Source organism: Variovorax sp. 10L426, assembly GCF_056395305.1.
Genome location: NZ_JBFTJF010000013.1, coordinates 129657 through 151564, shown reverse-complemented (window position 1 = coordinate 151564; position 21908 = coordinate 129657). Strand labels below are relative to the sequence as shown.

Here is a 21908-nt window from a genome sequence, read left to right as displayed (position 1 = left end):
TCGGCGGCGGGCGGGACTTCATACGGGCTTCAGCTCAATCGGTCAGTATGAAGACTTCGTTTCTTATGCAGTTTCGACGGGGAACTTGAGAATTGTCTGGGCGCTCCTACTCCGGGTCGACCGCGCTATTCATTCGATAGCAATCTGCGCTTCCGCAACGGGCTTTCCGAGCTTTTCCCCCTCCGTCGACACTTCTTGCCATGTCCAAAACATCACCTTCCAGCGGGCCGGCGCAGCCGGGCCGGTCGAATCGGCTTCGGCGCATCGCCGTCTGGGGCGGCTCCATTGCCGCGGCCGGAGCGCTCGTCCTGTTGATTGCCGCGGGTATCGCGGTGGTCCTGATCTACCCGAAGCTGCCCAATATCTCGGAACTCTCCGACTACCGGCCCAAGCTGCCACTGCGGGTTTTCTCGGCCGAAGGCAACCTGATCGGCGAATTCGGCGAGGAGCGCCGCAAACTCACGCCTTTCGCAGACATTCCCAAGGTCATGAAGGACGCCGTCCTCGCCGTCGAGGACGCGCGCTTCTATGACCACGGTGGGGTGGACTACAAGGGCTTCCTGCGTGCAGCGGTCGCGAGCTTCAAGGGCGGGAGGCAGCAGGGCGCTTCGACGATCACGATGCAGGTGGCGCGCAATGTGTACCTGAGCTCGGAGCGCACGCTGAGCCGCAAGACCTACGAGATCCTGCTGGCGATGCAATTGGAACGCGAGCTGACCAAGGACCAGATCCTCGAGATCTACCTGAACCAGATCTACCTGGGCAATCGCGCCTACGGTTTCGCCGCTGCGGCCGAAGCCTACTTCGGCAAGCCGCTGAAGGACGTGACGGTCGCCGAGGCCGCGATGTTGGCCGGACTGCCCAAGGCGCCCGGCACGAACAACCCGCTGAACAATCCGCGCCGGGCGCGTGCGCGCCAGCTCTACGTGATCGATCGCATGCAGGAAACCGGCTTCATCACCGCCGAGCAGGCGACACAGGCCAAGGCGGAAGAACTGCATCTGCGTGATGCGGCCGACCCGAACCGCCTGCATGCCGAGCACGCGGCCGAGATGGTGCGGCAGATGATGCATGCGCAGTATGGCGACAGCATCTACACGAGCGGCCTCAACGTCTACACGTCGCTGGTCGCCACCGACCAGGCTGCGGCCTACCGGTCGCTGCGCCGGGGCATCATGGACTACGAGCGGCGTCAGGCCTACCGCGGCCCCGAGGCCTTCGCAGATCTTCCCGACGATGCCAAGGACCTCGACGATGCGGTGGATGACGCGCTGTCCGACCATCCGGACAACGGCGACGTGATCGCAGCCGTGGTGCTCGATGCGAGCGCCAAGGAGGTCAACGCCGTTCGCGCAAACGGGGAGATGCTGCAGATCACGGGCGAGGGCTTGAGGCCCGCGCAGTCGGGTCTGGCGGCCAAGGCGCCTGCCGCCATCAAGATTCGCCGTGGCGCGGTGATCCGCGTAGCGAAGACAGCGAAGGGCGCGTGGGAGATCACGCAGCTGCCCGAAGTGGAAGGCGCATTCGTCGCGCTGGATCCGCGCTCCGGCGCGATCAAGGCGATGGTGGGTGGCTTCGACTACGGCAAGAGCAAGTTCAACCACGTCACGCAGGCTTGGCGCCAGCCGGGTTCCAGCTTCAAGCCTTTCATTTATTCCGCCGCGCTTGAAAAGGGATTCACGCCGAGCACCGTCGTCAACGATGCGCCGCTGTATTTCGAAGCGGGCTCCGGCGGACAGGCCTGGGAGCCCAAGAATTTCGAGGGCACCTACGAAGGCCCTATCACGCTGCGTCGTGCGCTGCAGGAGTCGAAGAACCTCGTCACGATCCGCGTGCTCCAGTCCATCGGCGTGGACTACGCGCAGGATTGGATCACGCGCTTCGGCTTCGATCGCGACAGGCATCCGGCCAATCTTCCGATGGGGTTGGGCGCTGGCTCCGTGACACCGATGCAGATGGCCGCTGCGTATTCGGTGTTCGCCAACGGCGGCTATCGCGTGAACCCCTATCTCGTGACGCGTGTCACCGACCTGCGCGGCAAGGTCCTGCTCGAAACCGAACCGCCGGTGCTCGACGAAGACAAGCGCGCGATCCCGGCGCGCAATGCCTTCGTCATGGGCTCGCTGCTGCAGAGCGTGGTGAATGGCGGTACCGCGACCAAGGCGCGCCAGGCACTCAAGCGCAATGACCTCTTCGGGAAGACCGGCACGACCAATGACTCCTTCGACACCTGGTTCGCCGGCTTCCAACCCACGATGGTCGGCATCGCCTGGGTCGGCTACGACACGCCGCGCCAGTTGGGCGTTCGAGGAGAAACGGGCGGCAGCCTGAGTCTGCCGATCTGGGTCGGCTTCATGCAGACCGCGCTGCAGGGCGTGCCGGTGAGCGAGCCACGCGCCCCGGCGGGCGTGGTCAACGTCGAGGGCGAGTGGTACTTCGACGACTACGCGCCGGGCCGTGGCATCGCAAGCCTCGGCGTCGACACGCAGGTGCAGGCGCCGGCGCCCACGGCGGAGGAGCTGGCGGGGGTGCCGGTGAGTCCGCCCGCTCAGCCCGAGGAGCGCAATCGCATCCTCGATCTGTTCAGGTAGCGCGTGAAGGCGAGGGGGTTGCGGAGGTATCTACACTCCACATCCCTCTCTTTTTACGCAGTCATGGAAATTCTGATCCTGGCGGCCTTCCTCGTCGTCGGCGCCTCCATCCTCAAGTCCGCCGACCAGCGTCGTCGCATCGCGTTGCTGGGCAGCCATCTGGGCCACTACCAGATCGAGAAGCTGATGGAAAACCTCACCGAAGGCTATTTGCGTTGCCTCGGTGAAGACGATCCCGAGCGGCGTGCGCAGATCTGGGGCCTCCTGGACAGCACGGAGGAGAAGCTGTCCGAGCAGTTCGACAGCTTTGCGGCGGAATTCGCCAGCGTCGACGAACGCGAGACGCGCGTGAGCAAGCTGCCCATCGCCATCCCTTACGTGCAGCAGTTCTTTCCGGCTGCGACCTTCGACCTGCGCAAGGCATTCGCCATTCACGCACGCGGCATCGCCGACGTGATGCGCAACGATGCGCACCGCACGCCGAAGGACAAGGCCTTCACGATGTCGGCCGAGCTTTTCCTGATGCAGCACACCTGCCACTGGTACTGCAAGTCGAAGACGGTGGCGTCCGCACGCATGCTGGCGCGGCACAAGACCTCCTATCAGCAGTTGATCGACGCCGTAAGTCCCGGCACCCGCAACGCCTATCTGGCACTGATCGGTCAGTGATGTGAGAGCAGCGGGAGCGTGAGCGTCGCGAGTGCACCGCCACGTGGCGCGTTGGAGAGTTCGATGCGTCCGCGGTGCAGCGTCGCGATCTCCTTCACGAAGGCGAGGCCGAGGCCGGTGCTCTTCTTGCGGCTGTGCGGGCGTGCGAGCGAATAGAACTTCTCGAACACCTTGTCCTTCGCATAGTCCGGAATGCCCTGGCCGCGATCGCGCACCATGATCCTGGCCTGGCGGACGCCGGCTTCCAACGCGAGAAGAACCTCCGCGCCCGGCGGCGAGAAATCGATCGCGTTGTCGAGCAGGTTGCTGATCGCGCGGCGCAGCAGAAAGGGATCGCCCTCGACGCTGGCTTCGTTGTGAATGGCGACGTTGACGCGAATGTCGCGCGCTGATGCCGCAGCCTGCGCACCGGCGCCGACCTCCCGCAGCAGCGGCGCGAGCGCAACGGGCTCGCTGCGCTCCAGCGCACGCCGCGTCTCGAGGGCGGTGAGTTCCATCATGCGATCGACGATTTCCTGGATGCGCTGCGTCTCGCTCGCGATATTGGCGAGGAAGCGCTCGCGCTCGGCCTGAGGCATCGACGGTTCCTGGATCAGTTCCGCAGCGCCGCGGATGGCCGACAGCGGGCTCTTGATCTCGTGCGTGAAGGTCTGCACGTAGTCGGCCACATAGTTGCGGCCGGTAAGCGCGTCGCGCATCTCGCCGATACCGCTGCGCAGTGTGTCCACCGCCCGGCGGACCATGCGCGAGAGGCTCAGGCTGCGCTGGCTGCGCAGCCAGCCGACGTAGTCCGAGATCAAGCCGAATGGCCGGACCAGCCAGATCGACACGATGATCGCCAGCACCAGCAGCGCAAAGGCCGATCCCACGCCGACGCCCAAGGTGCGCGCGCGTGCATCCTGAACGAACTGGCCGAAGCTGCGCACCGGCTTGCCGACGGTGACCACGCCGACGATCTCGTTGTCCCAGCGGATGGGTGCGCCGACGTACATCACGGAAGTCATCGGGTCGCCCTCGATGTCGCGTGAGGTGCGCGCGCCGTAGGTACCGGCAAGCGAGTGGCTGACATCGCTCCACTTCGAATAGTCGGCCCCGGTGCTGCGGCCGAGCGAATCGAAGAGCACGCGGCCATTGCGGTCCGTCACGTAGACACGCAGTTCCACGCGGCTCTTGTGCAGGTTGTAGATCTGCGCCGAGAACTGGCGCGCATAGACCGAGCGGAACAGAGGCTCCAGCCGCGAGATGTTGATGGCGCCGGCGATGACGTCCTGTTCGATCAGGCTCGCCATGAGCTGCGAGGTCTCGACCAGCGATTCCTCGGCCGATTCGCGGTAGCGCGGGTCGATGTCGGCGACGACGCGGTAGAGCAGGAAGGCAATGCCCGCCGTGTAGATCAGCAGGATGCCGATGAAGATGCGGGTTCTTCTCGTCACCCTGTCACGTGCTCGGCGGCAGCTCTTCGTTCAGTGCATAGCCCGTGCCGCGCAGTGTGCGGATCGGTTCGATGTTCGGCGCGATGGCCTTGAGCTTGGCGCGCAGTGTCTTGATGTGCGCGTCGACCGTCCGGTCGTAGCTGTCGCTCGACTCGTCCCACACCAGCCGCAGCAATTCGTCGCGCGTGAAGACGCGGCCGGGGCGCTGCACCATGAGGCGCAGCAGGCCGTATTCGTAGCGCGAGAGTTCGAGGAGGCGGCCGTAGTAGCGAATCTGCATCCGCTCGGCATCGAGTGCGAAGGGCATCGCCGGTGCCGGCGGCGGAGCGAGCGTTGACACGACCGGCGCGCCCTGACCGTTGCTGCGTGCGCTGCGCCGCAGGATGGTTCGTACGCGCGCCACCAGCTCGCGCGGCGAGAAGGGCTTGGCGATGTAGTCGTCGGCGCCGAGTTCGAGGCCGACCACGCGATCGATCTCGTCGCTGCGGGCCGTGAGGAACAGCATTGGCACCAGCGATCCGCCGGGTAGCGCCTGCAGCCGCTTGAAAAGCTCGAAGCCATTCATGTCCGGCAGGCCGACGTCGAGAATGGCGAGCGCGGGCGGCTCTGCTGTGAACTGCGCGATCGCCTCCTGCGCCGTCGGGCACCAGACAGGGACGAAGCCGTCGGTCCGCAGGACGTATTGAAGCGTGTCGGCAATGGCGGATTCGTCTTCGGCGATGAGGATGCGCGGGTTGGGGGGCATGGAGGCCGATGGTAGCGATCGTCTGGTGACGGGCGGGCTTTGCAGGCGCGCGGGATTGCGATTCGGAAGTGATCCTTTCGACATGTGACGAACGGTAGCTAGGCAGCCCAATGGCTTCCTTGTAGTATCTTTGTATGCAAATGCAAAATTCCACGGACGCCGGGACAACGACCGAAGGCGCGGCGCGCGTCGCGGCTTCGTGGCTTCCCATCGAGCGCGTCGACGGCGACAAGCTGAGCTACGACGATTTCCTTGCGCGCTACATGCATGGCAACCGGCCGGTCGTGATCTCGAACGTCGGCAAGGGCTGGGCGGCCATGCGGACCTGGACGCCGGAGAACTTCAAGAAGCGCTTCGGCAGCCAGGCGGTGGCGATCGGCTATGGGCGGGATATGCCTTTCGATCAGTTCATCGACGAGGTGCTTGCGTCCAGCGCGGAAAAGCCCGGCCCGTACATGTACCGCTCGTTCCTGCACGAGGTGCTGCCTGAACTGCTGCCGGACGTGAGGCCGCAGATCAAGTTTTCCTTTCCGCGGCGCTATGCAAGTCCGCTGATGCCGGAGAAATGGCGCCGTCCGGACGGCTATCTCAAGCTGCTGGTCGGCGGGGTCGGGAGCAAGTTCCCGGTCATGCATTTCGATGGCGAGAACTCGCACGCGGGGATCGTGCAGATCTACGGCGACAAGGAGTTCGTGGTCTTTGCCCCGGAAGACAGCCAGTACCTCTATCCGCGCTCGGCGTTGCCGAACCAATCCATGGTGGACGATCCGGTGATGCAGGATCGCGTGCGCTTTCCGCTGCTCGCCAAGGCAACGCTTTACCGCACGGTGCTGAAGCCGGGCGACATGATCTTCGTGCCGGCGCACTGGTGGCATGCGGCCAGGGCGTTGTCGACCTCGATTTCGACTTGCACCAACATGCTGGACCCGTCGAACTGGAAGGGCTTCCAGGACGAGGTGGTGGCCGTCGAGGCGACCAAGAACTCCGAGGGCGCGGCCAAGGCGTTGGACAAGCGCCTCACGTGGATCGACAAGGTGCTGACGCGGCTGGAAGACTTTCAGCGTCGTTCGCCGGCACTCGCCCGGGCGCTGGTGCTGCCCGCAATGATCGCGCCGCTGTCCGCGGAAACCGCGCCGGACCCTTCGCGGCGGCAGCTTCGAATCCGCATCCCCACCGATTGAGAGTTCCTGCAGCGATCGGTCCGGCTAGTTGAAGAGATCGAAGCAGCAGCCGGCGTAATAAAGTTGCTCGCCCCCGTGGACGAAGGGAATCCGGATGTTGATGCCAGTGTTGCGCCATCCGTCGCGGCGTTCATAGCCCGCAGAGAGCAACTCGGTGAGCAGTTCGTCGTGATGCTGGATGCGGCAGGGCGAAATGCCGGCGTCCGAACTGTTGAGCGTGTAGAGCGTGCGCTCCGGGTGCACCGGGATCATATTGAGAATGATGCGCTTCGGCTTCGAGGGCTGGGCCGCGATGATGTCGGAGATCCGGATCGGAAGGTACGGCAGGCTGCCTGAGGCGTACACGACCTCGTGTGCATCCAATAGGGGCTGATCGTCCGCGACGAACGCCAGCTGATCGCCGACCTGGCGCTGGGCGGCGAGTTCCCGGCCCCGTGCGACCATTTCCTTCGATTCGCTGATGGTCCAGCGCAGGTCCGGCGGGTAGCTCAGCATCCGGCGGAACGCGTAGTACCTCGCGCCCACGTTGCCGCCCACTTCGAGCACGCTGCGCATGCCCTCGGACAAGGCCCGGCCGAGCCAGAACACGCTGGGATAGTCGGAGAACTGGACCTGGGGGATATGGAGGGGCGCCGTGGCGTCCGAGAAGTCGATCGCGGCGCGTGTCGGGGCACAGGCCGCGGCAGCCTCGAAGTCCCCGAAGGAACCCATGAACAGGTTGTCCTGGCGGTTCTCCATGAACCTGCGCCGATAGGAGGATTCCCGCACTGACGACGGGATCAGGTTCCCAAGCATGCGACCCTCTGCGTTCAAGTGTGAATGCAACGGCCATTTTGCACTTTGAAACACAAAGTATTCAACTATTCGGCGAATTTGTTCCTTTTTTCTCAACGGGCGCCGAACCCGTTGCCGTCGGTGGTACAGCGCTACTGCGCTTTGTAACCGGCGTTTTCGATCGCCACGATGATGTCCTGCCTCGGATGCTGGCTGACCACGTCGACATGACCTGTCTCGAGATCGACCGTGACCTGCGCCTTGGGGTCGATGGTCTGTACGGCGTTTTGCACCATGTTGGCGCAATGGTCGCAGCTCATGCCCGTGACCTGAAACTTCTGGCTCATCGTGGATGCTCCTTCAGTGTGAACGAGTTGCAAGTTTGAACCTTCTCACGATGTCAATGTCCAGCGAGGGGACGTGACAGGCCGAGCCTACCGTGTTCGCGCCGCACCGCGTCTCTCATGCTGTAAAAACACATACCTTTTTTTCTCTCACATCCCATGCGAATCCTCCTGGTTGAAGACGATGCGGTCCTGCGCGGTGTGATGCTGCGCAGCCTCGGTGACGCGGGCCATCGCGTCGATGTGGCGGCGAGCGTCGAGGAGGCCGACCACCTCTGGCGTGTGCAGACTTTTGACGCCGTGCTACTGGACCTGAACCTGCCTGCGACGGTCAGTCCGACCAGCGGCCTCGCCAGCGGCTTGACGGCATTGCGCCATGCGCGGGCGCGCGGCGACCGCACGCCGGTGCTGGTGCTGACGGCACGCAACCGCACGGAGGAGCGAATCGCCGGACTCGATGCGGGCGCCGACGACTACCTTGGCAAGCCCTTCGATCTGGCCGAGGTCGAGGCGCGGCTTCGCGCGCTGGTCCGGCGTGCGCAGGGCACCGAAGACATCGCGATCCTCGGGCAGTTGCGCTTGGACCGGAGGGCGCGGCGCTTCGGGGTTGGCGCCGTGCCGCTCGACCTTCCGGCCCGCGAATTCGAAGTGCTCTGGGAGTTGATGAGTCCACCCGGCCGCACGATCAGCAAGCGCGAGCTCTCGGACAAGCTGTCGACCTTCGACGAATCGCTGGGCGACAACGCGCTGGAGGCTTTCATCTCGCGTCTGCGCAAGAAGCTGGTGGGTAGCGGCGCGGTCATTCGCACCTTGCGCGGCATCGGCTATCTGCTGGAAGCGGACGCGTGACCTCGACGCCGCCGCGCGACTCGGCGGCGCCGTCGTTGACCGCGCGCGTCCTGCGGCGCGTGCTGATTCCGCTGGGCCTGACCTGGTTGGTGGGCACGGCGGTCGCACTCTACGTGGCGAGCTATTTCACCGAGCAGGCCTTCGATCGGGCGATGCTCGACGACGCCTACTCGGTGTCGGCCAATGTGCAGGCCGGCGAGCGCGGCATGGAGTTGTTGCTGTCGCCGCGCGAAGTGACAAGCGTGCTTTTCGACCAGTCCGAGTCGGTGTTCTTCGCCGTGCTGCGGCCGGACGGGTCGCTGCTGGCCGGCCATGAAGGGCTGGAGGCGCCGGCGCCGGAGGCGGGTGCGCGCTACCGTTTTTCGCACGTCCTCTACCAGGGCCAGGCTCTGCGTGCCGTGGTGCTGAACCACGAGGCACCCGACGCCTATCGCGTGGTCATCGCGCAGACCACGCGCGCGCGAACGGTGCTGGTCGAGCGACTGCTGGTCTATTCACTGGCGCCGCAGTTCGTGCTTCTCGCGGCGCTGGCCACCTGGCTTTGGCGCGGGATCGGACGCGAGCTTCGTCCGCTCGGCGAATTGCGGCAGACGCTGGAGAAACGGGACGCTCATGACCTCGCGCCGGTGCCGGTCGCCCGAAGCTCGCGCGAACTCGAGCAGTTGGGAGACACGCTCAATGCGCTGCTCGACCGCTTGGCCCAGAGCGCGTCGGCGCAGCGCGAGTTTGCGGGCAATGTCGCGCATGAACTCCGCACGCCGCTGGCAGGGATTCGTGCGCTCGCTGACTATGGCCTCGCGCAGCAGACGCCGGCGGTGTGGCGCGAGCAGCTGGAGAACATCGCCGCGAGTCAGGCCCGTGCCAGTCATCTCGTGGATCAATTGCTGGCGCTCGCGCTGGCCGATGAGAGCCGCACGGGCCTGCAGCGGCAACCGCTGCGCCTCGATGAGCTGATTCAGCACGCTGTGCTGCGGCACCTCGCACGCGCGGATGCGAAGGGTGTGGACCTGGGTGCGCAAGGGCTCGACGAGCCGGTGACCGTGGTCGCGAATGTGGCGCTGGTTGAAGGCACGCTCGACAACCTGATCGACAACGCGTTGCGTTACGGCGGACGCACGATCACCATCGAGCTCGCCGGACACACAATGAGCGTGGTCGACGACGGCCCGGGCATTCCGCCAGAAACGCAGAGCGACCTGATGCAGCGCTGGGCGCAGGGGCCGGCGGGCCAAAAGCTGGGACAAGGAGCGGGCCTCGGCCTTGCGATCGTCGCCCGCTACGCCAGGCTGCTCGGTGCCGAACTCACTTTCGCCAAGGCGTCCGAAGAAGGCGGCCTGCGCGTCAGCGTCGCCTTCACCTCATCCTGAACGCAGGCCTGCCGCACCCGCACAGCCAAGGCCAGAAACCCCGCGGAACCGGCTTTGCCGAGCCGCAGGGGTTGCCCCCGGAAGGGGGTTGGCGGCCACACGAAGTGGGCAAGCCTGGGGGCGAGCTCAAAGTGCCGGGTAGTCGATATAACCGGCTTCGCCGCCGCCGTAGAACGTGTTCTTGTCCCATGGATTCAGTGGCGCGCCTTCGCGCAGGCGGCGAACCAGGTCAGGGTTGGAGATAAAGGGCTTGCCAAAGGCGACCAGGTCGTCGCCTTCCTTCAGTGCTTCCTCGGCGAGCGACTTGTCGTAGCCGTTGTTCACCATCCACGCGCCCTTGCCGCCGGCCTGGCGATAGGCCGCCTTGAGGGATTCGTAGTCGAACGGGCGATCGGCAAGTTCGCGCGGGCCGCCGGTGGCGCCTTCGATGACGTGGATGTAGGCGAGATTCAGCGGCGCGAGCTGGCGGATGACGTAGTCGAACAGCGATTGCGGGTCGTCGTCATGCACGTCGTTGGCCGGGGTGACAGGCGACAGGCGGATGCCGGTCTTGCCACCGCCGACGGCGTCGACCACCGCGCGCGTCACTTCGAGCAACAGGCGTGCTCGGTTCTGGATGCTGCCGCCGTAATCGTCGGTGCGCTTGTTGCTGCCGGTCTTGAGGAACTGGTCGAGCAAATAGCCGTTGGCGCCGTGGATCTCCACGCCATCGAAGCCCGCGGTCTCGACCGCGCTGCGAGCGGCGACAGCATAGGCGTGCACGATCCCGGGCAGCTCGCTGGCGTCGAGCGCGCGGGGCTCGGAGGTGTCGGTGAAGGTCGGGACGCCGTCCCTGATGAGCACGGTCTTGGTCTTGGCCGCGATGGCGGAAGGCGCGACCGGCTTGCCGCCGTCGGGCTGAAGCTCAGTGTGCGAGACGCGCCCGACGTGCCACAGCTGCACGACGATCTTGCCGCCCTCGGCGTGCACGGCATCGGTGACGCGCTTCCAGCCGTCGAGCTGCTCGGTGCCATAGAGTCCGGGCACGTCCGCGTAGCCCTGGCCCTGGTGGCTGATGGCGGTGGCTTCGGTGATCAGCAGACCGGCGCTGGCGCGCTGCGCGTAGTAGGTCGCTGTGATGTCGCGCGGCACTGCGTCGGGTGCGCGGTTGCGCGTGAGCGGCGCCATGACGATGCGATTGCTGAGTTGGAGGTCTCCAGCTTGCACGGGATCGAAGAGGGAGGACATCTTGGAGTTGATGAATGTTGTGGAGAACGAGACGGAGGGTAAACCCGTGACATCAGCTTCGCTGTCGCAGGGTTGTCGCTTTGCTGGTAAGTGCTGCCGCAGAATGGCCGCGCATCCATGACTGTTCACGACGCCACGCCCACGCCCGCGCAAGTGCTGCGATTGGCGTTGGCGCTCTCGCTGGGTGCCGCGGTCTCGCTCGGCATCACGCGCTTTTCGTACGGCCTGCTTCTTCCGCCCATGCGAGAAGACCTCGGCTGGAGCTACACCCTCGCGGGGAGCATGAACACGGCGAACGCCGCAGGCTATCTTTTGGGCGCGTTGATGACGCCGGCCCTGATGCGGCACTTCGGCCCGATGCGCCTGCTGGTCGGCGGCGCGCTGTGGGCCAGTGTCTTCATGGTGGCCAGCGGCTTCTTCACGTCGGCGTCGGCCTTGCTGTTGCAACGGTTGCTGGCGGGGCTCGCGAGTGCCTGGGTGTTCGTGGCGGGTGGATTGCTGGCGGCACGCCTGGGCACCCTGCAGCCGTCGCGCGCTGGTTTTCTGCTGGGGCTGTACTACGGCGGTACGGGCCTTGGCATCACGCTCTCGGCGCTGCTGGTGCCCGCGGTGCTGCAGGCCGCGGCCGGTGTTTCACATGGCTGGGCCTGGGCGTGGTGGGCGCTTGCGCTCGCGAGTTTTGCGGCGACCGCCGTATTGGCCGCCGCGATGCGTGCGATGCCGGTGCAGGTGCACGTGCAACCGGTGGCCGCGTCACAGCACGCCGTGCGGTCCGACAAAACGCCTGTGCGTCGCTTCAGCTGGGCGCTCGCCGGCTACACGCTGTTCGGTGCCGGCTACATCGGCTACATGACCTTCGTGATCGCGCTGCTGCGCGAGCAGGGCGCCAGGGCGGGCGACATCACGATGTTCTACGCCTTCCTGGGGCTGGCTTGCATGGCTTCGTCGCGGCTATGGGCTGGCCTGTTGGACCGCTATCGCGGCGGGGGACCGCAAGCGTTTCTCAACGCACTGCTGGGGGTGGCCACGATGCTGCCGGTGCTGAGCCATGCATGGCCCGTGGCCATGGCGTCGGGCCTTCTGTTCGGCGCGGTGTTTCTGTCGGTCGTGGCGTCGACGACGGCCTTGGTGCGGCACAACCTGCCGGCTGCGCAATGGGCGACGGGTATCAGCGCCTTCACGATCGCTTTCGCGTTGGGGCAGATCGTGGGACCGACCGTTGCCGGATGGATCTCGGACGGGGCCGGCGGCCTGGCCCGAGGTCTCGTGGCCTCGGGGGTCACGCTATGGGCGGGTGCATTGCTCGCGTCAAGGCAGAAGCCGTTGACGCACTGAGTGCCGCACTCGCAGCGTTCCCCCTTACTTGAGCAGGCCTTCCACCTTCATCGCTTCCTGCACGGCCGGTCGTGCGCCAACGCGCGCATGCCAGGCCTTGACGTTGGCACAGGAAGAGATGTCGACGCCCGTCGGCTGCGTCCAGTTGGTCACAGTGAACAGGTAGCCGTCGGCGACGGTGAAGTGTTCGCCCATGAGGTAGTCCTTGCCTGCGAGTTGGCCGTCGAGCCACTCGTAGCGCGACTTGAGCTTGGTCTTGAAAACCGTCTTGGCTTCTTCTTGCATGTTGGGGTTGAACAGCGGCGAGAAGCTCTTGTGGATCTCGGTACCGATGAAGGTCAGCCACTCCTGCAGGCGATAGCGCGAGAGGGTTCCGTTGGCCGGTGCAAGGTTCTTCGCAGGCGCGAGGTCGGCAACGTACTGCACGATGGCCGGGCCTTCGCGCAGGCGCGTGCCATCGTCGAGTTCGAGCAGCGGCACATAGCCCAACGGATTGATGCCGTAGTAGTCGGTTCCATCTTGCAGCTTGTGGCTCTTCGTGCTGGCGAGCACGGGTTCGAAGGCGAGGCCGGCTTCACGCAGCGCGATATGGGGAGACAGCGAGCAGGCGCCCGGCGAGTAGTACAGCTTCATGCGAAAAACTCCAATGGAATGACGAAAAACATTTTTCGGAAGGGGAGGCTGATGCTAGCGGGTTCGAGGTCTCCGCGTTTTTGTCCTACGGCGTCTCGCGTGGGGCGACTATGAGCGCCGGCTGTGCGACTCTCTAAGCTCGCAGCGCTGCGGTGGTGTCATCGCGAGGAGTCAGCTCATGTTGAAGTACGCGATTATTTTTGCCGTGATCTCGCTGATTGCCGGTGCGCTGGGCTTCGGGGGCGTGGCCGCGGGAGCGGCCGGTATCGCCAAGATCCTGTTCGGGCTGTTCCTGATTCTTGCAGTGGTGTTCCTCGTGCTGGCAGCGCTGGGCGTAGGGGCTGCGAAGAAGGCGTTGGATCGAGCCCCATAGCGCGCACGTTTGCTATTCAATTGATAGCTGAAAAGTCAATGGTGACAAGGGATTGGAGCGAGTCTGGTTAGGGATCTGTTTGTCCTTCAACGGGCATGCAAAGGCGCGGGCGATTAAAATCAGCGCCCCTTTGCGCAGCGCACGCGCCAGTGCGCCCTCACTCTCATGCTCTATCCCGAAGAATTCGATGTGATCGTCGTTGGTGGCGGCCATGCCGGCACCGAGGCCGCGCTTGCATCCGCCCGAATGGGCGCCCGCACGCTCCTGCTTTCCCACAACATCGAGACATTGGGGCAGATGAGCTGCAACCCCTCGATCGGCGGCATCGGCAAGGGCCACCTCGTCAAGGAAGTCGATGCGCTTGGCGGAGCCATGGCGATCGCGACGGACGAAGGGGGAATCCAGTTCCGGGTGCTCAATTCGAGCAAGGGGCCGGCGGTGCGCGCGACCCGTGCGCAGGCCGATCGGGTTCTCTACAAGGCGGCGATCCGGCGCCGGCTGGAAAATCAGCCCAACCTTTCGCTGTTCCAACAAGCGGTCGACGACTTGATGATCGAAGGCGACCGCGTAGTCGGCGCTGTCACGCAGGTCGGAATTGCCTTCCGTGCTCGCGCAGTGGTGCTGACGGCGGGGACTTTCCTCGATGGGCGCATTCACGTGGGGCTCGACAACTACCAGGCCGGGCGAGCGGGCGACCCGCCGGCGGTCAGCCTCTCGGCACGGCTCAAGGAACTGAAGCTGCCTCAAGGTCGCCTCAAGACTGGCACCCCACCGCGGCTGGATGGGCGGACCATCGACTTTTCGAAGTGCGTGGAGCAGCCCGGCGACGGCATGCCGGGCGGTGCCGGCCCAATGCCGGTTTTCAGCTTCTTGGGCCGCGCGGACATGCACCCGCAGCAGATGCCCTGCTGGATCACGAACACCAACGCCCGCACGCACGAAATCATCCGCTCCGGCTTTGACCGCAGCCCGATGTTCACCGGCAAGATCGACGGCGTCGGCCCGCGCTATTGCCCGAGTGTCGAGGACAAGATCAACCGATTCGCCGACAAGGAAAGCCATCAGATTTTCCTGGAGCCGGAAGGGCTGACCACCAACGAGTACTACCCGAACGGAATCTCGACCAGCCTGCCGTTCGACATCCAGTACCAATTGGTCCGTTCGATGGCGGGCCTGGAGAACGCCCACATCCTCCGACCCGGCTACGCGATCGAATACGACTACTTCGACCCGCGCGAGCTGCGGAGCAATTTCGAGACGCGTGCCATCCACGGTTTGTTCTTTGCGGGCCAGATCAACGGTACGACGGGTTATGAAGAGGCGGCCGCTCAGGGTCTCTTCGCGGGCATCAATGCTGCACTGCAATGCCGCGGCGAAGGTCCATGGCTGCCTCGTCGCGACGAAGCCTATTTGGGGGTCTTGGTCGATGACCTGATCACCAAGGGCGTGACCGAGCCCTACCGGATGTTCACAAGCCGCGCCGAATTCCGGCTGCAGCTGCGAGAAGACAACGCCGACATGCGGTTGACCGAGACGGGGCGGAAGCTGGGTCTGGTGGATGACGCGCGCTGGGATGCGTTCTCCCGCAAGCGAGATCTTGTTTCACGTGAAACAGAGCGGCTTCGTTCGATCTGGGTGAATCCGCGGAACTTGCCGGCAAGCGAGTCCGAGCGCGTGCTGGGCAAGGCCATCGACCATGAACACAATCTTGGCGAGCTTCTGCGTCGGCCGAACGTGAGCTACGAGTCGCTGATGTCGTTGGACGGCGGCAAATATCGTGCGGATGCTCCGTTGGGCGAAACGGAGATCGAGCAGATCGAGATCGCCGCCAAATATTCCGGCTACATCAATCGCCAGCATGACGAAGTAGAGCGGGCCGCGCATTTCGAGAACCTGAAACTGCCGGACGATCTCGATTACAGCCAGGTCAAGGCCTTGAGTTTCGAAGTCCGGCAAAAGCTCACCAAGCACCGGCCCGAAACACTGGGCATGGCTTCGCGGATTTCCGGCGTGACGCCAGCGGCGATCTCTCTGCTGATGATCCATCTCCGCAAAGGCGGGCATCGCTCATTCGTACGCGACCCGGCGGCAGAGCCGCAAGCCGCCGAATGAGCCAGGAGCAAATGCTGCGGCAGGGTGCCTCAGAGCTCGGCATCACATTGACCGACCGCCAGAGCGAGCAGCTGCTCGCCTACGGTGCGCTCATCCTCAAGTGGAACAAGGTCTACAACCTGACCGCCTTGCGCGACCCGGCGACGGTACTTACGCATCATTTGCTCGACAGCCTTGCGGCCGTAGGTCCGCTCAGTCGAGAACGTGACGGGCCGGCGAAACTCCTGGACGTTGGTGCCGGGGCCGGGCTGCCGGGTGTCGTGATTGCGATTCTGCGAGGGGATATTGACATCACGTGTGTCGATGCCGTCGCCAAGAAGGCGGCGTTCATTCAGCAGGGTGCGTCGGAGCTCGAGCTTCGCAATCTCCGGGGATTGCACGCACGCGTCGAGTCCATGACGGGCCAATACGAAGTCATCAGCTCCCGGGCCTTCGCGTCCCTTGCGGATTTCGTCTCAGGGTCGTTACACCTCTTGGCCCCGGGCGGCACTTGGCTGGCCATGAAGGGCAGGGTGCCCAACGAGGAAATCGCCCGCCTTCCGCCCGAAGTCGAGGTGTTTCACGTGGAACAACTGTCTGTTCCGGGCCTTGATGCCGAGCGATGCATCGTCTGGATGCGAAAACCTGTCGCCTGACCGATGTCGCGCGCGTCGACCTCGCTTAGACTCGACGCTTCCCTTTTTGAGCAACTTGCATGTTCGGCATCGCTGATTACGGCGCGTTCGTCGCGGCCATCGTTCTCTTTCTGGCGATTCCCGGGCCGGGAAATCTGGCGTTGATCACGTCGACGAGCAAAGGCGGAATTCGCGGGGGCTTGGCGGCCACTTTGGGCGTCATTGCAGGCGACCAAGTGCTGATGTGGGCTGCCGTTGCCGGCGTTGCCACACTTCTGACGGCTTACCCGACGGCATTCCGGGGCGTGCAATGGCTCGGCGCTGCCTATCTTGCATGGCTCGGCTTCAAGATGCTGCGGGCCAAGCCTGGTGCCGCGCCGATCCTCAACATCCGCCCCCGGCAGTATCTTCGCCAAGCGATGATGATCACGCTGCTGAATCCGAAGGCGATCGTCTTCTATATGGCGTTCTTCCCGCTCTTCGTCGATCCGGCCCGCCATCAGGGGCTCACCACCTTCGCGGTCATGGCCCTGACCATCGCCACCTTGACCTTTCTGTATGGTCTGACGGCAACGCTGTTGACGCATTTCCTGGCCGAGCGGGTGCGCGCCAACCCGCGCATCTCGGGTGTTCTGGGCAAGTTGGCAGGCGTTTTTCTGATCGGGTTCGGCTTCAGGCTTGCGATTTCCAGGTAAGCATGAAAAACCTCCAGCATCCCTTCCATGTTTTTCGCCAGACTGCCGGGCAGGGCGGCTGAGACATGGCAAAGATCTTCTGCATCGCGAACCAAAAAGGCGGCGTCGGCAAGACGACGACCACGGTGAATCTGGCGGCAGGCCTGGCCAATGTCGGCCAGCGCGTCCTGATGATCGACCTGGATCCGCAGGGCAATGCCACCATGGGCTCAGGCATTGACAAGCGTCAGCTCGAAACCACGGTGTATGACGTGTTGCTGGAGTCGGCGTCCGTGGCCGAAGCCCGCGTGAAGTCAGAGAAGTGCGGCTATGACGTTCTGGGTGCGAACCGGGAACTGGCCGGCGCTGAAGTCGAAATGGTGGCGCTCGATCGGCGCGAAAAGCGCCTGCGCACGGCGCTGGCGGCGGTGGGTGCGGAGTACGACTTCATTCTGATCGATTGCCCGCCCAGCCTTAGCTTGCTGACGCTCAATGGCCTGTGCGCCGCACACGGTGTCATCGTCCCGATGCAGTGCGAGTATTTCGCCCTCGAAGGGCTGACGGACCTGGTCAACACCATCAAGCAGGTCCACGCGAATCTCAACAAGAACTTGCAGATCATCGGCCTGCTGCGCGTGATGTTCGATCCGCGCATTACCCTGCAGCAGCAGGTCAGCGAGCAACTCAAGGCGCATTTTGGCGACAAGGTGTTCGATACGGTGATTCCCCGCAACGTGCGGCTGGCCGAAGCGCCGAGCTACGGCTTGCCCGGGGTCGTGTTCGACCCGCCCGCCAAGGGCAGCCAGGCGTTCATCGCTTTCGCGCAGGAACTCGTCGTCAAGATGCCGCCTGCGAGCGCGATGGCGGCGGAAACGGCGCCCGCTGCACCCGTGCCCATGGACGCGCCGCAAGTCACGGTACATGCCCCTGATAGCCCCTGAGCCCAAGATCCTGTTGCTGCCCGGCTGGCAGAATAGCGACCCCGCCCACTGGCAAAGCCGCTGGGAGGCGGTCTATGGCGACCATCGGGTCGACCAGCACGACTGGATGCGGCCTCTGCGCGGCGATTGGTCGGCGCGACTCGAGGAGGAGGTGCTGGCCGCACCCGGCCCGGTGGCGCTCGTGGCGCACAGCCTGGGATGCGTCCTCGTGGCGGCATGGGCCGCTCACTCGAGCCATACGGGCAAGGTACGTGCCGCATTGCTCGTCGCGCCGGGCGATGCGGAGCGCGACGACCTGCGGCAGATGATCCCAGGCTGGGCGCCCATCGTCCGCCGGCCGCTGCCGTTTCCCGCCTTGATGGTCGCGGCGAACAACGATCCCTACTGTGCAGCCGAACGCTCCCGCGAAATGGCCGAGGACTGGGGCGCCGGTTATGTTGACCTTGGTGCTCGTGGCCATATCAACAGCGAATCCGGCCTCGACGACTGGCCCGAAGGCCGCAAGCTGCTGAACGACCTCTTGAAGGAAAAATGATCTCCATGGCGACCAAAAAACCCAAGGGCCTCGGCCGCGGACTCGAAGCACTTCTCGGGCCGACTTTCAACGGCTCGGACAATGCCGTGATTGACGACGCCGCGCCACCCAACCCGACGACTTTGAATCTCGACCAGATGGTGCCCGGCGTCTACCAGCCACGCACGCAGATGGACGAGGGCGCGCTCTACGAGCTGGCCGAAAGCATCAAGGCGCAGGGGATCATGCAGCCGATTCTGGTTCGCCGACTCGATCCGGACATCGCACGCGCCAAGAACGCCGAGTTCGAAATCATCGCGGGTGAACGACGTTTCCGGGCCGCCAGCCTGGCCGGGCTCGAAAGTGTGCCGGTTTTGGTGCGCGACGTGCCCGATGAAGCCGCCGCGGCCATGTCGCTCATCGAGAACATCCAGCGTGAAGATCTGAATCCGCTGGAGGAAGCCCAAGGTTTGCAACGCCTGGTCGTTGAGTTTGGGCTCACTCACGAATCGGCGGCGCAGGCCGTCGGGCGTTCCCGAAGCGCCGCGAGCAATCTGCTGCGCCTGCTGAACCTTGCTGAGCCGGCTCAGGCGATGCTCATGGCCGGCGACATCGACATGGGCCACGCGCGCGCGCTGCTGTCGCTCGACAAGGGCACCCAAATCACGGCCGCCAACCAGATCGCCGCCAAGAAGATGTCGGTGCGCGAGACCGAGGCGCTCGTGAAGAAGCTGGCGGCCGAGTTCAGTCTCTCGCCTTCATCGCGGCGCGGCGCGGCCGAAAAGTCGCGCGACTTGCTTCGGGTGGAGGAGGAACTTGCCGATCTGTTGGCGGCCGAGGTCGAAGTCCGCATCAAGAAGCGGAGCAAGCGCAATGGCCGGGTGGAAGAGAGCGGCGAACTCGCCATCCACTTCGGCTCTCTCGACGCGCTCAACGGCCTGATAGACCGCATCCGCCAGACGGCGTGAATTGACGGGGAAGGTCTCAGAGGCTAAAGATCTTCCCGGGATTCATGATGTTCTTCGGGTCGAGTGCCCGCTTGATCGTGCGCATCATGTCGACCGCGCCAGCGCCGGCCTCGGTCACGAGGAAGCCCATCTTGTGCAGCCCGACGCCATGTTCGCCCGTGCAGGTGCCTTCGAGTGCGAGCGCGCGTGATACCAGGGCGTGATTCAGTTTCTCGGCAGTTACGCGCTCTTCGGGTGCGTTGGGGTCGAGAAGGTAGCCGAAATGGAAATTCCCATCTCCGACGTGGCCGACCAGGAAGTAGGGGATGCCACTCGCATCAGCTTCCGCGACCGATTCGAGCAGGCAATCTGCAAGCCGGGAAATCGGCACGCAGGTGTCGGTCGAAATCACGCGGCAACCCGGGCGCGACTGCACGGCGGCGAAATAGCTGTTGTGCCGCGCTGTCCAGAGGCGGGTGCGCTCTTCCGGCGTGCTGGCCCACTCGAAAGCCTTGCCGCCGTGGCCGCTGGCGAGTTCTTGCACGGTTTCAGCCTGCTCTTTCACGCCGCTGGGCGATCCATGGAATTCCATCAGCAGCATGGGTTCTTCGCGCAGGCTGAGCTTGGCGTACGCATTGACCATCCGCACAGTGTTCACGTCGATCAGTTCCACGCGCGCGATCGGCACCCCCAGTTGGATGATCTCGATGGTCGTGCGCACGGCCGCCTCGATGCTCGGGAATGAGCAAATCGCGGCCGACACGGCCTCGGGCAGGGGATAGATGCGCAGGGTGATCTCAGTGATCACGCCCAGCGTGCCCTCGCTGCCGACCAGGAGGCGTGTGAGGTCATAACCCGCCGACGATTTCTTGGCCCGCGTGCCCGTGCGGATCACTTCGCCGCTCGCGGTGACGACTTCGAGGCCAAGCACGTTCTCGCGCATCGTGCCGTAGCGCACCGCGTTCGTGCCGCTGGCGCGCGTCGCCGCCATCCCGCCGATGGAGGCGTCCGCGCCCGGGTCGATCGGGAAGAACAGGCCCGTGCTCTTGATCTCTTCGTTCAGCTGCTTGCGCGTCACGCCGGGTTGCACGGTCACCGTCAGGTCGTCGGCATTGGTCGACAGCACGCGGTTCATGCGGCTGACGTCGATGCTGATGCCGCCCTGCACGGCCAGCAGGTGCCCTTCGAGCGACGAGCCGACGCCAAAGGGGATCACCGGAACGCTGTATTCGCTGGCCAGCTTGACTGTGTCGGCCACATCCTGCGTGCTCTCGGCGAAGATCACGGCCGAAGGCGGTGGTGCATCGAAAGAGGACTCGTCGCGGCCGTGCTGCGTGCGCACGGCGAGCGCGGTGGAGCATTGCTCGCCGAAACGCGCCTTCAGGGCTTCGATCAGCGCGTCGGGTACCTCGCGCAGCGCGATCTCCGGCGTGAGATGGGAAAGGGCGGTGGGCGCGTTCATCGGCTGTCTCCTGAAGGGTCTACCATTCTACGAATCGCACCCCCGAAAGATACAGAGCACTCCATGGGCAACCGACTCACACAGATCGCGACGCGCACCGGCGACGACGGCACCACCGGCCTCGGCGACAACACGCGCGTCCCCAAGGACCACCTGCGCGTGCATGCGATGGGTGACGTCGACGAACTCAACTCGCAGATCGGCGTGCTGCTCTGCGAGCCCATGCCCGAGGCCGTGCGCGAACTGCTCGTCGACGTGCAGCATCAGCTCTTCAACCTCGGCGGCGAGTTGTCGATGCCGGGCTTCACCCTGCTCAAGGCAGAGGCGCTGCTGCAACTCGACAACGCCCTGGCCGATCACAATGCGACGCTGCCGAGATTGGCCGAATTCATCCTGCCAGCCGGTACTCGCGCGGCATCGCTGGCGCATGTGTGCCGCACGGTCGCGCGCCGCGCCGAGCGCGCGGTCGTCTCCCTTGGCGCGCAGGCCGAGATCAACGATACGCCGCGCCGTTACCTCAATCGCCTGAGCGATCTGCTGTTCGTGCTGGCGCGCGTGCTCAATCGGATGGATGGCGGCGACGACGTGTACTGGAAGAGCGAGCGCATGGCGAGAGCCGCCGCCGACAACAAGACAGCCTGAATTTGAATCGAAAGGAATCGAAGCCGATGTTCTCATCCCGCGCAACAACGACTCTCGCGCTTGTCGTCGCAGCAGCACTGACGCAAACCGCCTTCGCGCAAAACGCGGACAGCCCGCCGCAGCCAAAGCGCAGCCACGCGGCGGCGAAGGCGGCTCCGCACGACAGCAAGGTCCTGAATGGCATCGAACGCGGGACGGATGCAGCCGGCCATGGCGTCGAGCGCGGCGCCAGCGCCACCCGGCGCGGCGTGGACAACACGGCCGAGCGGGCGAGCGCGCCGGTGCGGCGATGGGGCGAGGCGCTAGGACGCAAGATCACGCCGCACGGCGCCGGTTACGCCGCGGCGCCGTCCACTGGGCCTCAAGGCACCGCACCGTGAGGCGGACCGGGCAGGTCCCGGTCCCAGCTTTACTTTTGCTTCATCGGAGACATACATGCGCGTTCGACACTGGACTCCTCGTCAATGCAGAAGGAGGTCCA

At 64.7% G+C, this 21908-nt stretch carries 22 protein-coding genes; 15 read left to right on the top strand and 7 right to left on the bottom strand.

Annotated features, from left to right (window positions below; genetic code table 11):
- The first annotated feature begins 200 nt into the window (after positions 1-200).
- Together AC1DHL_RS19745 and AC1DHL_RS19740 are read left to right on the top strand one after the other, a co-directional pair.
- Positions 201-2591 (top strand): penicillin-binding protein 1A, encoded by a 2391-nt coding sequence (locus AC1DHL_RS19745; RefSeq protein WP_478163071.1) that lies wholly within the window; start codon positions 201-203, stop codon positions 2589-2591.
- Between the two features lie 63 nt (positions 2592-2654).
- Positions 2655-3260, top strand: coding sequence for a hypothetical protein (locus tag AC1DHL_RS19740; RefSeq protein WP_478163070.1), 606 nt, complete (start codon positions 2655-2657; stop codon positions 3258-3260).
- On the opposite strand, the gene creC is transcribed toward AC1DHL_RS19740, so the two are convergent.
- The gene (gene creC, locus AC1DHL_RS19735; RefSeq protein ID WP_478163069.1) at positions 3254-4693 is read right to left on the bottom strand and encodes a two-component system sensor histidine kinase CreC; all 1440 of its coding nucleotides are present in this window, start codon (positions 4691-4693) and stop codon (positions 3254-3256) included. The genes AC1DHL_RS19740 and creC overlap by 7 nt on opposite strands.
- Before the next feature lie 4 nt (positions 4694-4697).
- Positions 4698-5438 carry a two-component system response regulator CreB gene (gene creB, locus AC1DHL_RS19730; RefSeq protein WP_478163068.1) on the bottom strand — a complete coding sequence of 247 codons (741 nt, stop codon included), beginning with the start codon at positions 5436-5438 and terminating at the stop codon, positions 4698-4700.
- A 140-nt stretch (positions 5439-5578) separates the two neighbouring features.
- Here creB and AC1DHL_RS19725 point away from each other — a divergent pair, with 140 nt between their 5' ends.
- A complete protein-coding gene (locus AC1DHL_RS19725; protein ID WP_478103288.1) occupies positions 5579-6619 on the top strand; it encodes a cupin-like domain-containing protein in 1041 nt (346 codons plus the stop codon).
- Between the two features lie 24 nt (positions 6620-6643).
- Here AC1DHL_RS19725 and AC1DHL_RS19720 read toward each other — a convergent pair whose 3' ends face one another.
- Positions 6644-7357, bottom strand: coding sequence for a methyltransferase, TIGR04325 family (locus AC1DHL_RS19720; protein WP_478103286.1), 714 nt, complete (start codon positions 7355-7357; stop codon positions 6644-6646).
- Between the two features lie 188 nt (positions 7358-7545).
- Positions 7546-7740: a heavy-metal-associated domain-containing protein gene (locus tag AC1DHL_RS19715; RefSeq protein ID WP_478103285.1), complete on the bottom strand. Its 195-nt coding sequence runs from the start codon at positions 7738-7740 to the stop codon at positions 7546-7548.
- Between the two features lie 156 nt (positions 7741-7896).
- Between AC1DHL_RS19715 and AC1DHL_RS19710 the strand changes: the two genes are divergently transcribed.
- Positions 7897-8586: a response regulator transcription factor gene (locus AC1DHL_RS19710; protein WP_478103284.1), complete on the top strand. Its 690-nt coding sequence runs from the start codon at positions 7897-7899 to the stop codon at positions 8584-8586.
- Entirely contained in the window at positions 8583-9953 is a 1371-nt protein-coding gene (locus tag AC1DHL_RS19705; RefSeq protein WP_478163067.1) for a sensor histidine kinase, read from the top strand. Before AC1DHL_RS19710 ends, AC1DHL_RS19705 begins: the two co-directional genes overlap by 4 nt.
- Before the next feature lie 126 nt (positions 9954-10079).
- On the opposite strand, the gene AC1DHL_RS19700 is transcribed toward AC1DHL_RS19705, so the two are convergent.
- Positions 10080-11180 (bottom strand): alkene reductase, encoded by a 1101-nt coding sequence (locus AC1DHL_RS19700; RefSeq protein ID WP_478103281.1) that lies wholly within the window; start codon positions 11178-11180, stop codon positions 10080-10082.
- Between the two features lie 117 nt (positions 11181-11297).
- Here AC1DHL_RS19700 and AC1DHL_RS19695 point away from each other — a divergent pair, with 117 nt between their 5' ends.
- Complete coding sequence (locus AC1DHL_RS19695) at positions 11298-12515, top strand: YbfB/YjiJ family MFS transporter (protein ID WP_478163066.1); 1218 nt, start codon at positions 11298-11300, stop codon at positions 12513-12515.
- 24 nt (positions 12516-12539) lie between these two features.
- On the opposite strand, the gene gstA is transcribed toward AC1DHL_RS19695, so the two are convergent.
- Complete coding sequence (gene gstA / locus AC1DHL_RS19690; protein ID WP_478103278.1) at positions 12540-13148, bottom strand: glutathione transferase GstA; 609 nt, start codon at positions 13146-13148, stop codon at positions 12540-12542.
- A 178-nt stretch (positions 13149-13326) separates the two neighbouring features.
- On the opposite strand from gstA, the gene AC1DHL_RS19685 reads away from it, so the two are divergent.
- From AC1DHL_RS19685 to AC1DHL_RS19655, 7 genes are all read left to right on the top strand, one after another.
- Positions 13327-13521, top strand: coding sequence for a DUF1328 family protein (locus AC1DHL_RS19685; protein WP_478103277.1), 195 nt, complete (start codon positions 13327-13329; stop codon positions 13519-13521).
- A 165-nt stretch (positions 13522-13686) separates the two neighbouring features.
- The gene (gene mnmG / locus AC1DHL_RS19680; protein ID WP_478163065.1) at positions 13687-15633 is read left to right on the top strand and encodes a tRNA uridine-5-carboxymethylaminomethyl(34) synthesis enzyme MnmG; all 1947 of its coding nucleotides are present in this window, start codon (positions 13687-13689) and stop codon (positions 15631-15633) included.
- Positions 15630-16268 carry a 16S rRNA (guanine(527)-N(7))-methyltransferase RsmG gene (gene rsmG / locus AC1DHL_RS19675; protein ID WP_478163064.1) on the top strand — a complete coding sequence of 213 codons (639 nt, stop codon included), beginning with the start codon at positions 15630-15632 and terminating at the stop codon, positions 16266-16268. Before mnmG ends, rsmG begins: the two co-directional genes overlap by 4 nt.
- Positions 16269-16327: 59 nt before the next feature.
- Positions 16328-16942: a LysE family transporter gene (locus AC1DHL_RS19670; protein WP_478103273.1), complete on the top strand. Its 615-nt coding sequence runs from the start codon at positions 16328-16330 to the stop codon at positions 16940-16942.
- A gap of 65 nt (positions 16943-17007) precedes the next feature.
- Entirely contained in the window at positions 17008-17862 is an 855-nt protein-coding gene (locus AC1DHL_RS19665; RefSeq protein WP_478163063.1) for a ParA family protein, read from the top strand.
- Positions 17843-18397, top strand: coding sequence for an RBBP9/YdeN family alpha/beta hydrolase (locus AC1DHL_RS19660; RefSeq protein WP_478163062.1), 555 nt, complete (start codon positions 17843-17845; stop codon positions 18395-18397). The genes AC1DHL_RS19665 and AC1DHL_RS19660 overlap by 20 nt, the downstream gene beginning before the upstream one ends.
- Before the next feature lie 5 nt (positions 18398-18402).
- The gene (locus tag AC1DHL_RS19655; protein WP_478103269.1) at positions 18403-19344 is read left to right on the top strand and encodes a ParB/RepB/Spo0J family partition protein; all 942 of its coding nucleotides are present in this window, start codon (positions 18403-18405) and stop codon (positions 19342-19344) included.
- A gap of 16 nt (positions 19345-19360) precedes the next feature.
- Here the strand turns inward: AC1DHL_RS19655 and AC1DHL_RS19650 are convergent, their stop codons facing one another.
- Positions 19361-20785 (bottom strand): FAD-binding oxidoreductase, encoded by a 1425-nt coding sequence (locus tag AC1DHL_RS19650; RefSeq protein WP_478163061.1) that lies wholly within the window; start codon positions 20783-20785, stop codon positions 19361-19363.
- A gap of 63 nt (positions 20786-20848) precedes the next feature.
- Here AC1DHL_RS19650 and AC1DHL_RS19645 point away from each other — a divergent pair, with 63 nt between their 5' ends.
- Together AC1DHL_RS19645 and AC1DHL_RS19640 are read left to right on the top strand one after the other, a co-directional pair.
- A complete protein-coding gene (locus AC1DHL_RS19645; protein ID WP_478103266.1) occupies positions 20849-21427 on the top strand; it encodes a cob(I)yrinic acid a,c-diamide adenosyltransferase in 579 nt (192 codons plus the stop codon).
- Positions 21428-21453: 26 nt separating this feature from the next.
- A complete protein-coding gene (locus tag AC1DHL_RS19640) occupies positions 21454-21807 on the top strand; it encodes a hypothetical protein (RefSeq protein WP_478163060.1) in 354 nt (117 codons plus the stop codon).
- Positions 21808-21908: the final 101 nt, after the last annotated feature.